We start from the raw sequence: 15,047 nt of genomic DNA on the forward strand, positions 1-15,047 counted from the left end.
CAAAATAGTATATTTCAACACTCAAAAAATCCATCTCTAAATAAAGAGATGGATTTTTTTAGCTTACACAAAATTTCTCGTAGTACTATTACGACTAAACTTATAAATAGCAATTAAGAAAAATGCAATCGCAAATACTAGAAGAATTAAGATGTTTAAATATAGACTTCCTAAGCTACTTCCACTTTGTAGCTTCGTCAAAGTCTCTAACGTCCATCTTTGAGGAAGAAAATCTGCAATTCTTTGAACTGATGATGGCATAATATCGATTGGCCAGAAACAACCAGAAATCATGACGGTTGGTACAACAATTAAATTCTGTAATGCTCCTGATGATTTCGAATTATTTGAGAACGCTACAATCATTAATGAAATTCCTACGGCAATCAAAGCAAAAAGCATCATAACAACTGCTGCTTCCCAAAACGGAATATGAATATCGATATGGAACACATTCGTCATAAAGAAGAGCGTAAGGATTACTTGAACAGTCATAATAATCATATTCACTACAATATTTGAGAAAATATACATCCTAGCATTAATAGGAGCTGATAAGAGTCTGTAATAAATACGATTTTCTTTTTCCTTTAAAATAATTTCAGAAAGATTCCCCGCTGACATTAGCATAATCATAATCAAAAATCCTAAGCTATATGTCGTCATATTTTCAGATTGGGATGAATCTGATACTGTTTTTGTTGATACTTTAAAGCTTGCACTTTGATAGTTAGAATACATTTGATCAAATTTAGCCTGATCTGTTTTTGCAACTTTACCTATTGCTGAAATATTGTCGACATAATTATATAAATAAGATTTTACGAAGCTTGTAATTTGAGCACCTTTTATAGAAGTGATTTGAATATGCCCTGGATTACCAGAACGAACACTATTTGTGAAGCCATTATCTAATAAAATGACACAATCAAGTGATCCGGAAGCAATTTTATCGTTAACATCAGATTTCTTTATTTTTTCAATTTTAACATTATCTAGATGATCTAAAAATTTGACTGTATCATTTGCAATATACTGGTGATCATTATTGACAATTCCAACATGAACGACTGTTTTACTTGAACCTCCATAAGCTAGGAAGGAAATAAAAATACCAATTAAAGGAACACCTATATACATAATGATATTTTTCTTGTTTTTGAACGTAGCTCTTAAAGTATTCGAAATTAGCCAAAAAACTGTCTGCATCCTACAGCCCCTCCCTTCTTTGTAGAGAAATAGATGCAACTACTAAAAATAGTAGAGAAAAACCTATATTAAAAATAAGAGCGGGAATTGCAGCTGATAAATCGTTTGTATAAATTATTTTTGTAATTGCTGTATTAACCCATGTTAGTGGCGAAAAATGTGTAATGATTTTTAAGATTCCACTAGTATCACCTAATTTAAAGTAAGCTCCACCAAAGAATGATGATAGTTGCACAACAATCATGATGATCGCTCTTGAAGAAGCATTTGATTTCGTTATATAGCTTACAACCAATCCTAAACTGATTGAAAGAAGCACTTCAGTTAGTAATACAATAAATACTAATAAAAGATGATTACCCCAGTTTGCTTTAAAAAAGAATTTACTGAAATAGACAACTACAATAATACAAAGAAAATTAGCTGCTAAACTTCCAAGTATTTTCCCTATAAAAATCTCAAATTTAGAAATAGGCGATACAATTAATCGATCAGCTGTTTTTCTAACTCTTTCACCAGTAATCAATTTACTTGCAGACATGGCACCATAAAGTGCGATCATAGTCGTCATTGCAATCGCGTAATAATCCATCGAACCTGGCTGTTTATTTGATGCAATAGAAGTATCCTTAATATAATCGTCATGATTTGCTAAAAAGACTTCTTTAACTTGAGTTGGATCAATTTTTGCGACCTCGACTCCAACATTATATTTATCAACAAAAGAAGTTAACATTCCTTGAATAACGCTACCTTCAACACTGTTACCTTCATTTATATAAAGCTTCATTCCATTATCTTGAATAGAAATGTATCCATCATATTGATTTCGCTTTACTTCCTTCTCACCATCTGTATTATTATTTGCCTTTTTAAAATGAATTCCTGAATCCTTCGTTCCTTTCACAAATTCATTAAAATACTTCGAAAATTCACCTGTAGTTGATTGATCTTTGTATAAGACATGCACATCTTTAATTGGGACAGATGTTGTAAAAGCATTTGAAAGTGAAGTACCTAAAACAAGCATTAAAAGTATTGGAAATGCTAACATAAAAAGTAGTGTCCTTACATCTCGAAAGTCACGCTTAATTTCCATGAAAGCAATATTAAAAATATTCAAGCCAATTGCCTCCTTATTAATTGATTTTTCACGAAATTAATCGCGTAAGTTTCGACCTGTTAATGTAAGAAAAACAGTTTCTAAGTTAGGTGCGTTTTCCTGTAATGAGCTGATTTCAATCTCACTATTAATAAAATGCTGAATAATTTTATTTAAATTATTTACACCATTATCAGATGTAATTGTAATCACATTATCCAAAATATGAACATTCTCTACACCATTAATTGCTTTAAGTGCTGTCTCATCAATTTTTTCATTTGTTTTAACTTCAATTCGAATATCCTTAGTATTCGTAATAATCGATTTAAGCTGTTCTTTCGTTCCTTCAGCGATGATTTTCCCATGATCAATAATTGAGATACGAGAGCAAATTTCTTCCACTTCTTCCATGTAATGGCTCGTATAAATAATTGTACAGCCCATTTCGTTTAGCTTACGTACGCTATTAAGAATGTAATTACGTGAATGCGGGTCAATCCCAACAGTAGGTTCATCCATAATAATAAGCTTTGGTCGGTGTGCAATCGCACAAGCAATATTTAATCTTCTCTTCATCCCACCAGAGAAGTTTTTTGGATACTCCTTAAATTTATCTTCAAGCCCTACAAATTGTAATGCTTCTTCTACTCTTTCATTTAATTCTGAGCCTCTTAATCCGTATAAGCCGGCAAAAAATCTGACATTTTCATATGCAGTTAAATCTTCATAAATAGCTAAATCCTGCGGTACCATTCCAATATTCATTTTCGCAAATTTATTATACTTTTTACTATTTTTACCAAGGATTTCAACAGTACCTTGATTACTTCGAAGTAATCCGGAAATGATATTAATTGTTGTACTTTTCCCTGCGCCGTTTGCCCCAAGAAATCCAAAGATTTCTCCTTCTTCAATTGACAAAGACATATTATCAACGGCTATAAAATCACCAAATTTTTTCGTTAAATTTTTTATCTCTAAAACTTTCATTCTCTCACCTCTCCGTTCGTTATGTTGCTATTATAAGCAAAAAGGTGAACTAATATCAGTGTATTAGTTCACCTTTTCAACATGAGAATATTCATGTTTTTTCATAGGTAATATGATTATGGACTTCATAGAAATGAATAAACCTATATGAAATTATTCGATTGGAAGCAACGTGGTTACCGAAAAACCATCTTGGCCATCAACAATTATTTTACCGTTTACGGCTGCCGTTCTCTCTTCCATACCAATAATTCCTAAACCTTTTTTAACGATCACTTTCCCTCTACCATTATCTTTCACATTCGTTTTAATCATTTTATTCATTACATAAATTTCAATTGAAACCTCTGTTGCATCAGCATATTTCATCGTATTTGTTAATGCCTCGACTACATTTTCCTGAATTATTTTCCATTGAATTGGCGTAATAAGGTCTAAGTTTCCTTTATAAACAAATAGTGTTTTTAAATCATGCTTAGCTGAAAATTCATCTATGAATAATTTCATATGGTGAATTCCCATTTGCTCAGTCGGAGGCTTCATATTTTTTAAAGTAAGTCTTATATTTTCAATTCCATCCTTTGAAATATTAATTGCGTTTTGCAGTAATTCTAATGCCTTCTCCTGATTATGACCCATTAAATGCTTAGCTGCTTCCATTTGAAATAATGCACCTGTCATGGAATGCCCAATTTTATCATGTATTTCTTGAGAAATTCGATTCCGCTCTTCTAATTTAAAAGTGTACTCTGACTGTTCCATAAACTCACTATGGTTATTTAATTTTTTTGAAAGCTTTTGAATTGTACTTCGCATCCTGTCAATTTGGTCTTCTTTAAAGCGTAATCGAGTGCTATACAAATCCACAATTGAAAATACGATAAAACTAACGAACGTAATTAAACCATAAATCGGCTGTAAAGAATGATGTAGGTGAAAAATTGGGAGTAACGAAAGAAACCAACTAATCCATTTTTTTGAAATAAAGAAAGAAACAATCTCAAAAATAGACATAGGCAATAACAAGAAAAATAATGGCTGAATCTTTAAATTGGAATAGACGATTAAACAAATTGATAAAATAAGCAAACATTTTATCAAGTTTGTATTTTTGATTAAATAAAGACTAATGTTTATACAAAAATAAACAAGTAGTGCAAAAAGAACCCAAGAGAAATTAGGAATTTCATTATAAATGCAAATTAAAGCAATATACAAAATAACAGAGAGCTTATTTAAAATAATCCAACGCTCCATATGTAACACCCTTAGAGTCAGTCTACTTTCCCAGTAATATAGAAAATAGCAATTTGTGTTCGATGTTCTAAACCTGTCTTCCCAAGAATTGAAGTAATATAGTTAGCAACAGTACCTTCTGATATATATATTTGCTTAGAAATTTCCTTATTCGATAGGCCCTTTGCAATTAAAGACATCACATCTAACTCCCTTTGAGTAAATAAACTTGTGTCAATCTTTGTGTCAGTTATATTAGTATTATTTGATAAATTCGTTCTTATTTTATCTAGTACTAAATCCTGCATGATTGTATTTCCATGATAAACACTTTTGATTGCTTCTCGAATTCGTTCTGGATCATTATTTTTTAATAAATAGCCCTTTGCTCCATTTTTCACAGCGTCAATAATATACTCATCATCATCAAAAGTCGTTAAAATAAGTGGCTTCGTTTTAGTCTGCTCAGAAATAAGCTTCGTAGCCTCCACACCATTCATATTAGGCATTCGAACATCTAAAAGAGCAACATCTACTTGATGACTTTGACAATATTTAAACGCCTCATTCCCATCATCTACAGTTTCTAACACTTCAAACTCTTCATAAGAACTCAATATTATTTTAAGTCCTTCCCTAATAAATGAATTATCATCTGCAATAATTAGTTTTATTTTCATTTGAATAGAGGGAGAAAATTTCTACCTCGTTTTCACATCCTTTATTCCACGAATTATATTTCCATTATATACCTATTTAAACCAATTTCTAATAGTAGAAAAAAGATTTAAGGGGAAAGAAGGACGAAAAATAAAAAAATCCCTAATGTAATAACAAAAGGGATTCTACCTATTACTTATTTTCAATTAATAATTTACCAAATTGCACTTCATTATTTTCGAAGTAATCATGGGCTTCTTTCACTTGATTAAACGTGAATGATTTTGGATTGATGAGGGGCTTTAATTTTCCTTCTTCAACTAAAGAAGAAATTTTATTTAAAATAGCACTATGCTCCATTCGCCCTTCTTTCGTCTTTTGAGTGAGCATAATAAAAATGACGTGCAAAGATAATGATTTATTATGTAAAAGAGTTAAGTCATGTGTGGAACGTGCAGCGATTGCTAATACGGTACCTTTTGGTTTCACTGCAAGAAATGATTTATCTAAGTTTTTTTGACCAACAGTATCAAAAACAAGATCAAAGCCTTGTCCATTTGTTAGTCGATTTACATATTCTTCTACAGACTCTTCTTTATAATTGATAACGTGATCTACACCTAGCTTTTTAACTAAATCAGCTTTTTCATTTGATGAAACAGTTGTCGTAACGATTGCTCCAAAAGCTTTCGCCAATTGAATAGCAACGTGACCAACACCACCAGTCCCACCATGAATTAAAATATGATCACCTTGTTTTAAATTACCTCTATCAAAAAGTGCTTCCCACGCAGTTATAGACGTTAATGGTAAACTAGCCGCTTCTTGAATCGGTAAATTCTTTGGAGCTTTAGCAATAAACGATTCTTCAATTAAAAAATAATCTGTCAAAGTTCCACTAAAGACATTTAAACCAAATACTAAATCGCCAACTTCAAACTGTGAAACATTCTCACCTACTTCAACAACTTCACCAGAAAAATCACTATGTAAAATCATAGGAAAATTAGGCTGAAACGCATTTGGCACAATGCCTTTTCTTATTTTTGTATCGATCGGATTAATACTAGTACCAGCAACTTTCACTAATACTTGATTACCAGTTGGCTTTGGCATTGAAATTTCAACGTGTTTAAATTCAGAGCTATCTCCATATTGATGAATTACAATCGCTTTCATATTGACTCCCTCTTTCGAAATGGAAAATATTTTGAAGTCATTGTAGCATAAATCAGCTCTAAAAAAATACAATTTTGCAATTCACTGAATCCTAAAGTTTTGATTATAATGGTTAAAATTTTATAATTATCATTGTTTTTTCGATATGTTTCAGTATAATCAATATTAATCTTTTAATCTTATTGATGGAGGAAATGACTATGGTAAACAAATTAGAGGAATTAAATGAGAGAAATACGTTGAACCATAGAAATATTGTAAAGTATGTTAAACATGTCTTCGATGAGTTAGACACAAAAGTTAAAAGATTTCGTGACGAAACAGCAATTAAGGCAGCACATCATGCAAAACCAGATTTAGAAGAAGAAACTTTATTTTATAGCAATATTCACAATATGAAAAAGCTACTAATTGACGTATTAGAGCGTACTACTGAAGATTTCGAACATCTTGGAGATAAAAACTGGAATAAAAACTTTGATGATGGCGTAAATGTTTAATTTTAAATAAAGACATAAAACTTACTTTTAAATAAAACGTATTTTCTCGATAAAAAGGATAGGAGGGTATTAAACCTTCCTATCCTTTTAATTATGGATACAAATCATTGCTTCAAATTACTTATATAATTTTTTAATACAAAAAGCACACTTTCATCGATTGGAATATTTATACCAAATCCTTCGCTTTTTTCAAGTGAGACAAAACCATGGAGTAAACTCCTTAATCCTCTAACCGCATGTATCTGTTCAATATCGGTTAAATGATATGGTTTCATTATTTCGTAAATTAGGTTTAAAATTTTATTCGCTGTTTGATGATACTCATCTTCTGGTGTCTGAGACGGAGATAAGGTAGCTTTGTATAAACCTGGATGAGTTCGAGCGTAATTAAGATATGCAAAGGCTAAAGCAAAAATTGCTTTCTCGTTCCTTTGATGATGAACAGCCTCTTTAAGTTGTTCATAAAGCTGTGTAATAGCATATAGGGCAACACTATTTTTTAGTTCATCCAAATTCTTAACATGATTATAGATCGATGGTGGTTGAATCGTTAGCTTCTTTGCAAGATAACTGATCGTTAAAGCCTCCCACCCTTCTGTATCGACAATTTTAATTGAAGCCCTCAGTAATTCATTAAAATTCAATCCAATTCTTGGTGACATATCCTACCCTCTCCCACTACTGCTTTTTAAGGGCACGGTCAATCGCTTCTTGTGGATGACTTAGCATCGTACCATGACCAACTGCTAATAATGTAGGTTTCAAATCACTAATTTTCTTCGCACTATTTAATGCAGTCTCTTTACTCCACGTTGCAAGAGTTGGAAAAGGAAATAAAATTCTTAATTGACCTGAAATCGCAAATCCTCCTCTTAACGAAAAAGCATCACCAGCAATAATTGCATTTGTGCGTTGATCCAAAAATGCCATCGAGCCTGGCGTATGACCAGGAACTTCAAACGCTATTAAAGAGCCTATCGTATCACCTTCTTGAAGTAAACGATCAGGAATCGTTTTTATATTTTTAGGAACATCGCCTTTTATAGGAATATTGGGTTCACTTGCTTCTAGACTAGTATCCCCTTTTAATAATTTTGCATCTCGTTTTGAAATAGACACGACCGCATCTGGAAGTAATGCTTTTAATTGATCAAGCGAACCGACATGATCACCGTGAGCATGTGTTAAAACGATATTCGTAATTTTTTTGCCTATTTGATTTGCTGTATCTAAAATTTTAGCCGCACTAAAAGATAGCGCTGTGTCAATTAACGTAAGCTCGTTTTCTTCTTCAACTAAAAAACAATTTACAGGAAAGAAATTGGGTAAAAAGCTCAACTCATAAAGATGATTATTTTTCGTAATCTTCATATTATACCCTCCTAATAATAAAAACTAATACCTTTAGTTTTATAATACTAATGGTATTAGTTTTTGTGAACAAAAATTCCAAATTTTCCATAAAAATCGTTAAAATGACTAAATATACTTCCATTTTTTGTAAGCTGAAAACTATTGGATCTAGTTGTTGTTTGGTAATGGCGAACACTTTGTGTACTTTATTGATAAAGCTGTGAACTTTGTTGATAAAGCATTTGTTTTTGTTGATATAGTACTGATTTTTGTTGATATATCGGATTTTTTGTTGATATGATGGCTGGCGGACTCTGCAATCCGTGGGTTTATGCATAAATCAATGAATTTCGTGCGTATTTGGAAAGATTTCGTACATAAAATAACTAGCTTTCGAGTATATCAATTGATTTCATCCATAATGCCAATGGTTTCTGCGTTAATTGGTTGATTCTCCCACAATGTCACAGCTTTGTGCGAATATCAATAACCCCATAAAAAAAAACGAGCAAAAAATAGACTGGTCCTTTTTTGCTTAGAGTACAGCCAAAAAAATACAACAGTTTTTAGAACTGTGGTACACCTCAAAATTTATACTTACTTATCTTACTAAAAAACCCTTCCATCATAGATGAAAGGGTTAGATCACATAGTAATTTATTTTCTACTTAAATCCATTTCTTTATAAGGTACAACTTTTGTTCTATGTTTAACTTTATAACCTAACCAAACAATTAAAAATACAGGAATTCCAATGTATGAAACAAGTACACCTTGCCAGTTAATTGCATGACCAGTAAATGCTTGATAGTTTTGAGCTAAAACAATAAATAAACAAGCTAAGAATGCTAAGATTGGACCTAGAGGGAACCATTTTGCACGGTAAGGTAGTTCTTTCAAATCTTTCCCTTGAGCAACATACCCTTTACGGAATCGGTAGTGAGAAATCGCAATACCTAACCAAGCTATAAAACCTGATAAACCAGATAAATTTAATAACCAATTGTAAACTTGACCTTCACCAAAAAATGAAGATAAAAGAGCTAATGAACCAACTGCAAGTGTTACGTATAAAGCATTTGTAGGAACACCATTTTTATTTACTTTTGTTAAGAATTTAGGTGCTTTTCCTTCTACTGCTAAAGTATATAACATACGTGTTGACGCATATGTTCCGCTATTACCTGCAGATAAAACTGATGTTAAAATAACTGTATTCATAACAGACGCTGCAAATGCAACACCTAATTTTTCAAATACTAAAGTAAATGGACTAACAGCAACACTGCCTCGCACTAAGTCAGGATCTGTATAAGGAATTAATAAGCCAATTACTACAATCGCTAACACGTAAAATAAAAGGATACGCCAGAAAATTTGACGAATAGCTTTTGGAACATTTTTTTCTGGATTTTCTGTCTCACCTGCTGCAACACCAATTAATTCAGTTCCTTGGAATGAAAATCCTGCAACGATAAAGATTGATAATACACCTAAAAATCCATTATGGAACGGAGCATCACCAACAGTAAAGTTTTTAAAACCTGCATCATGCCCTTTTAAAATACCAAAAATCATTGCAATACCAACTATTAAAAAGACAATTACAGTAACTACTTTAATTAATGAAAACCAAAATTCTGATTCACCGTAACCTTTAACTGAAAGTAAATTTAAACCTAAAATAATAACTAAAAAGATTCCGCTCCATAATACTGCTGGAGTATGTGGGAACCAATATTTCATAAGCATTGCTGAAGCTAATAATTCAAAAGCTAATGTAATCGCCCAGTTATACCAATAATTCCAACCCATTGCAAAACCAAATGCTGGGTCTACATAGCGAGATCCGTAAGTACTAAATGAACCAGAAACTGGTAAATAAGTCGCCATCTCACCTAAACTAGTCATTAAGAAATAAACCATTATACCAATCAATCCGTAAGCTAAAATAGCACCACCAGGACCCGCTTCACTTATTGAAGATCCACTAGCTAAAAATAAACCTGTCCCAATTGATCCACCAATTGAAATCATAGTTAAATGTCTTGCTTTTAGACCTCTTTTTAAAGAAGTTTGGTTAGTATTCGTTTCTGTACGATCATTTTTCGGGTTTGTTAGTCCCATCATGTTGCCTCCTCTTGATTCTTGCAATCTTATCTTTACGCGAGAATATGGGACGGTATAAAGTGTTGTATGATGTGTATTTTACTCATGATTTTCAACAATATGTAAAGATTGGAAAATCCAGTAAAAAACAAAAAAACACGTGAATCAATGTTCACGTGTTCTAGACTCATATATATGTGTCAAACAACATCAACATCTCTTCAATAGCCCTCCACAAGAAATCTTGTGACAGTCCTACGCTTATTTAGCAATAGGCCCAATAATAAATTTAAATGGTAAATTTATTATTTCGGCAGTTTCGCCTTTTATTACTTATCATAGGTCCCATAAACCTCAAAGTAATGACTAATCAAAACCGCGCCTCTATCCATACGAGATAAAGATCATATTTAATTTTATAAGTTCAATATACAATCTACTAATCTAGTTTGTCAATAGATTTTTCGACAAATTTTGAGGGTAGCATGAAGAGAATCGTGGTTCTAAAGGCCATAAAAGATTAGTAAAAATCTCAAATTTATTGTAAGACTTCAATTTTTTTACTAATATTGTCTAGCGACTAATGCTCTTACCTTGTACCATTCTACTTCCTTTATGTATAATATTTCTATGTACTTCAAAGGAGGAATTTTTCACATGACAATTTATAAAGCACTTACACTTGCGGGATCAGATAGTAGTGGTGGAGCAGGGTTACAAGCTGATATTAAAACATTTCAGGAACGTAATGTTTATGGAATGAGTGCAATTACAACTTTAGTAGCGATGGATCCTCATAACCATTGGCATCATCAAGTATTCCCAATTGATATAGATACAATTGCAGCACAATTAGAAACAATCGTAGTTGGTGTTGGAATTCAAGCGATGAAAACAGGAATGCTAGGATCAGTTGAGATCATTGAGTTAGCTGCAAAAACGATTAAAAAACATAATATTGATCGCGTAGTTGTAGACCCAGTTATGATTTGTAAAGGAAATGACGAAGCTCTTCATCCAGAAACAAATGATGCATTAAGAGAAATTTTAGTTCCCCTTTCAACAGTTGTAACGCCAAACTTATTCGAGGCAGCACAATTAGCTAAAATGGCACCAATTTGTACAGTTGAACAAATGGAGGAAGCAGCACGCAAAATCCATGAGTTAGGTGCAAAATATGTTTTAGTAAAAGGCGGAAGCAAAATTCAACATGAAAATGCAATAGACGTATTATTTGATGGTGAAAAAATCGAACATTTAGAATCTGACAGAATTGAAACTACATACACACATGGAGCAGGTTGTACATACTCTGCAGCAATTTGTGCAGAGCTTGCTAAAGGTGCAGAACCAAGAGAAGCAATTAACACTGCTAAAAAATTCATTACTGAAGCAATTCGTCACTCATTCCCAATTAATCAATACGTAGGCCCAACAAATCATATGGCTTATCGTTTACATGGTGAAGCTTAAATAAATCAAGATAAAAAAAAACCACAAGGAATTAAATCCTTGTGGTTTTTACATTTTTTTAAAAGTTCACTTGATCACGTTTTTAATTAGTTTAAATAAATCTCTTGATTTGAAAAAAACGAATCTTTCCCATCTAGCTAATAAACCATTTCCGTTTTCTCCATTTGCAATCTGAATAGCATGTTGCTTATGAAACTCAGCTACTCGTTGATTATGGTTACGATGCATATTGTGAAGATGAATTGCATGTTTATTTTGTCCCATACGATTCCCTCCTTCTTTTCATATTACTAGTGTTAATCACTCTTTATTTAGCATGTATATATTTTTTTTACTAATTTTATACTAATCATTTAAACCTTTTCCGTCAAGAATATGATCAATATACTTTTCTACACGTGACGCTCTAGTTTTCGATTGTTTTGGTTGAGAAAAATAATAAATATAAGCTCTTTGACGCCCTGGAGTCAATGCTTCAAAAGCAGTTTTAAAGGCAGGGCTTTCATCTAATTTTAGTTGAAGTTCTTCAGGAACTTCATAATCTGCAGTCTTTTTTAATTCAACCTGCAAACCTGCTTTTTCCACTTCGATTGCTTCTTTAATATAATCGATTAAGACGCTTTCCATTTCAATTATTTCTTGAATATTCGTAAACCGAATCTGACGTGCTGATTGTACATTTTCCGTCTGTTGAATTAGAATACCTTTTGGATCTTTTAGCAACGCACCTTTGTGAAACAAAAGTGCACAATATTCTTTAAACCCATGTATTAAAACTACATTTTTATTATCAAGCGTGTAACAAGGATGCATCCATTTAAAATCTTCGGTCAATTCACACTCAAGCACGATTTCTCTCAATTTATAAAATTCTTCTTGCCACTTTTTGGCTCTAATTAAAAATGCTTCAACTTTAGGATGCATATTATCATTCAAATCACTAACACCTCACAAAATTACTTAAATAGATAATAACCGATCTTAAGGATTTAATATGTTCGTTTTATAGTAGTATAGCCATTATGTACCGAAACAAAATTCCCAATAGATTCACAAACTTCTTCGATTAAATTTTACAATACATATTCTTATAATACTAGTAGTTCCGTGAGAGGGGATGATGAGTTAAAGGGACAAAATTTAGAAATAACAATAAAAAAGAACAGGTCCTAGGTTCTCCCTATTCCCTGTCCTTCATTTAACCCTGATTTCTTAATATTTATCCCAAGTAACAACTTCATCTAAAGTTAGACGAACTTTTTCGAAGCCTGCTTTAATTCCTTTACCTACTGAAATTAGCATTACTGGTTTGAAGTTTGCTGGTACATTGAAAGCTTCGATAAACTTCGCTTGGTCATATCCACCCATTGGTACTGTGTCTAAGCCTTTTGCTTTTGCAGCAAGCATAAATTGCATTGATACTAATCCACCGTCAATCATAGCAACTTTTGTAGCTACTTCTTCTGGTAAGCTTCCGTAGTTTTTCACAATTGAGCCTACATAGAAGTCTTTAACTTCTTGAGTCATCATTTCTTTTGCGACTAATTCATCATAAATGCGATCAGCATTTTTGAATGCCTCAATATCACCTAATACAGCGATTACTGCAGATGCATCAACAACTTGTTGTTGGTTATTTGCGATTGGTAATAATTTTTGTTTTGTTTCTTGATCTTTAATGACAAGAAATCTCCATGGTTGTAAGTTTGATGATGATGGAGCTTGGATTGCAATTTCAAGTAATTCTTTAATTTCATCATCAGACAGTTGAAAACTTGGGTCATAATGACGAACTGATCTTCTTTCATTTGCGACAGTAAAGAAATCTGTGCTTTCAATTTCTTTAGGTGCATTAGTTCCAAAATCAATTTCGTTTACTTTATTTAAATATTCTTCTCTTTCTGTTTTCGTACTAGACATATTGATCTCTCCTTGATTAACTGTATTATTTACAAATACAGTATATGACTTTAACTGTATAAAAGTCAACTACAGTTTCTAAAAAAAAATAAAATCGAAACTATATTGTTTCGATTTTATTTTACCCATTCTCTTTTTCATTAGGTAATAAGTCAGAAATTGTTTTCTTCGCAAGGCCTTCAACTAGCCAGCTCTCCATCTCGTCTTTTAACTCGTATAAAGCCGATTTTGTAGAAGGAGCAAAACATTCCTTACTATTAACATCCAAGAAACCTTTGGAATATGGGTCAGATCTCATCGCATCATAAACATCTTTTAAAGTAATTTCATTAACATCTTTCGCTAAGTAATATCCACCATCTCGACCTTCTTTAGCTGAAACGATCCCCGCTTTAACTAAATTGGCAAGAATTTTTCGTAAGAAGGTAGACTGAGCTTCAAGTTTCTGAGCTAATACTGCACTTGGGCATATTCCATCTTGCTCTGCTAAAATGAGTAGAGATTGCAGTGCTAGTCCAAACCATTTCGTACTAGAAACCTTATCTTTCAAGAGCTTTCACCTCAATTAATAGTCTAAACTATTTTACGAAAAAGACAACCACCTATTAATATTGCACTTCTAAGCAAAAAAGAAGAAGCCTATGGACTCCCCTTAGTTCGCTAAATTTTATCTTTTTTGACATTTTATCATCGTAAATTTAAATGGAGGTTTATTTTCCATATTCTTATGTGGTTCAACAATTTCTACTACTTCGATCAATCCATATTTTCCAAATTCTTGTTTAATCGATTCGGAATCATAAAAAAATAATTTCATCCCTTCCGTTATTTCGAAATAGTTTTCACCTAGTTGTTTGCCCTTACCAAACATTGGAGCATCTTTTGCAATAGTAGTGAAAATCATATATCCATTTGGACTTAATTGGTTATAACAATCACTAATAAACTTATCTCGATCATGTTTATTCAATAAATGAATAAGTGCGTAGCAAAAAATCCCATCATACTGTCTGTTATCAAAAGGCATATCGGTAACTGAACCATGAAAAATATGAGAACTCATTCCATTTTTCCTAGCCAATTCAATCGCTGTTTCAGAGATTTCAATGCCAGTTACATTTATTCCATTTTCAATAAAAACATTTGCATTTCGACCATATCCAAAACCCGGAATTAATATGTCCTTAATATTCTTCTCAACGAAAAAGTCTTTTGTCAAAATTGCTGAATCTGCAGGCTCTAGTCCCCACATCATTTGATTTTCTATAAAACTTGATTCCCAAATTTCTGTCATAATGTCTCTCCTTTAG

At 32.3% G+C, this 15,047-nt stretch carries 16 protein-coding genes and 1 riboswitch; of the genes, 2 read left to right on the forward strand and 14 right to left on the reverse strand.

All coding sequences use genetic code 11. The features are described from left to right. Positions 1–63: 63 nt before the first annotated feature. The 6 genes from CN601_RS10355 to CN601_RS10380 form a co-directional block, all read right to left on the reverse strand. The gene (locus CN601_RS10355) at positions 64–1,209 is read right to left on the reverse strand and encodes an ABC transporter permease (RefSeq protein ID WP_098170988.1); all 1,146 of its coding nucleotides are present in this window, start codon (positions 1,207–1,209) and stop codon (positions 64–66) included. 1 nt (position 1,210) lies between these two features. Next, positions 1,211–2,332, reverse strand: coding sequence for an ABC transporter permease (locus CN601_RS10360; RefSeq protein ID WP_098170989.1), 1,122 nt, complete (start codon positions 2,330–2,332; stop codon positions 1,211–1,213). 36 nt (positions 2,333–2,368) lie between these two features. Then, a complete protein-coding gene (locus CN601_RS10365; protein WP_098170990.1) occupies positions 2,369–3,304 on the reverse strand; it encodes an ABC transporter ATP-binding protein in 936 nt (311 codons plus the stop codon). A 153-nt stretch (positions 3,305–3,457) separates the two neighbouring features. Further along, complete coding sequence (locus tag CN601_RS10370) at positions 3,458–4,561, reverse strand: sensor histidine kinase (protein WP_098170991.1); 1,104 nt, start codon at positions 4,559–4,561, stop codon at positions 3,458–3,460. 17 nt (positions 4,562–4,578) lie between these two features. Continuing rightward, on the reverse strand, positions 4,579–5,220 hold the full coding sequence (locus CN601_RS10375; RefSeq protein WP_098120908.1) for a response regulator transcription factor: 642 nt from the start codon (positions 5,218–5,220) through the stop codon (positions 4,579–4,581). Positions 5,221–5,392: 172 nt separating this feature from the next. Continuing rightward, positions 5,393–6,379, reverse strand: a complete 987-nt coding sequence (locus tag CN601_RS10380; protein ID WP_098170992.1) for a zinc-dependent alcohol dehydrogenase family protein — start codon at positions 6,377–6,379, stop codon at positions 5,393–5,395. Positions 6,380–6,579: 200 nt separating this feature from the next. On the opposite strand from CN601_RS10380, the gene CN601_RS10385 reads away from it, so the two are divergent. Further along, positions 6,580–6,879 (forward strand): hypothetical protein, encoded by a 300-nt coding sequence (locus tag CN601_RS10385; RefSeq protein WP_098120906.1) that lies wholly within the window; start codon positions 6,580–6,582, stop codon positions 6,877–6,879. 104 nt (positions 6,880–6,983) lie between these two features. Here CN601_RS10385 and CN601_RS10390 read toward each other — a convergent pair whose 3' ends face one another. The 3 genes from CN601_RS10390 to CN601_RS10400 all read right to left on the reverse strand — a co-directional run bounded on the left by CN601_RS10390 (position 6,984) and on the right by CN601_RS10400 (position 10,365). Beyond that, a complete protein-coding gene (locus tag CN601_RS10390; protein ID WP_098170993.1) occupies positions 6,984–7,544 on the reverse strand; it encodes a TetR/AcrR family transcriptional regulator in 561 nt (186 codons plus the stop codon). Positions 7,545–7,560: 16 nt separating this feature from the next. Further along, positions 7,561–8,253 (reverse strand): MBL fold metallo-hydrolase, encoded by a 693-nt coding sequence (locus CN601_RS10395; protein WP_098170994.1) that lies wholly within the window; start codon positions 8,251–8,253, stop codon positions 7,561–7,563. A gap of 639 nt (positions 8,254–8,892) precedes the next feature. Next, a complete protein-coding gene (locus CN601_RS10400; protein WP_142317330.1) occupies positions 8,893–10,365 on the reverse strand; it encodes an amino acid permease in 1,473 nt (490 codons plus the stop codon). A 196-nt stretch (positions 10,366–10,561) separates the two neighbouring features. Further along, positions 10,562–10,739: riboswitch (Lysine riboswitch) on the reverse strand. Between the two features lie 262 nt (positions 10,740–11,001). Between CN601_RS10400 and pdxK the strand changes: the two genes are divergently transcribed. Then, on the forward strand, positions 11,002–11,817 hold the full coding sequence (gene pdxK / locus CN601_RS10405; RefSeq protein ID WP_098120902.1) for a pyridoxine/pyridoxal/pyridoxamine kinase: 816 nt from the start codon (positions 11,002–11,004) through the stop codon (positions 11,815–11,817). 66 nt (positions 11,818–11,883) lie between these two features. Here pdxK and CN601_RS10410 read toward each other — a convergent pair whose 3' ends face one another. From CN601_RS10410 to CN601_RS10430, 5 genes are all read right to left on the reverse strand, one after another. Then, entirely contained in the window at positions 11,884–12,081 is a 198-nt protein-coding gene (locus CN601_RS10410) for a hypothetical protein (RefSeq protein WP_098170996.1), read from the reverse strand. Between the two features lie 81 nt (positions 12,082–12,162). Next, positions 12,163–12,741 carry a YdeI/OmpD-associated family protein gene (locus tag CN601_RS10415; protein ID WP_098171145.1) on the reverse strand — a complete coding sequence of 193 codons (579 nt, stop codon included), beginning with the start codon at positions 12,739–12,741 and terminating at the stop codon, positions 12,163–12,165. 288 nt (positions 12,742–13,029) lie between these two features. Then, positions 13,030–13,737, reverse strand: coding sequence for a nitroreductase family protein (locus tag CN601_RS10420; protein ID WP_098170997.1), 708 nt, complete (start codon positions 13,735–13,737; stop codon positions 13,030–13,032). 121 nt (positions 13,738–13,858) lie between these two features. Further along, positions 13,859–14,287 (reverse strand): RrF2 family transcriptional regulator, encoded by a 429-nt coding sequence (locus CN601_RS10425; RefSeq protein WP_098120899.1) that lies wholly within the window; start codon positions 14,285–14,287, stop codon positions 13,859–13,861. A 117-nt stretch (positions 14,288–14,404) separates the two neighbouring features. Continuing rightward, a complete protein-coding gene (locus CN601_RS10430) occupies positions 14,405–15,031 on the reverse strand; it encodes a class I SAM-dependent methyltransferase (RefSeq protein WP_098170998.1) in 627 nt (208 codons plus the stop codon). Positions 15,032–15,047 lie beyond the last annotated feature (16 nt).

The organism is Bacillus sp. AFS017336 (genome assembly GCF_002555445.1).
GTDB lineage: Bacteria > Bacillota > Bacilli > Bacillales > Bacillaceae_G > Gottfriedia.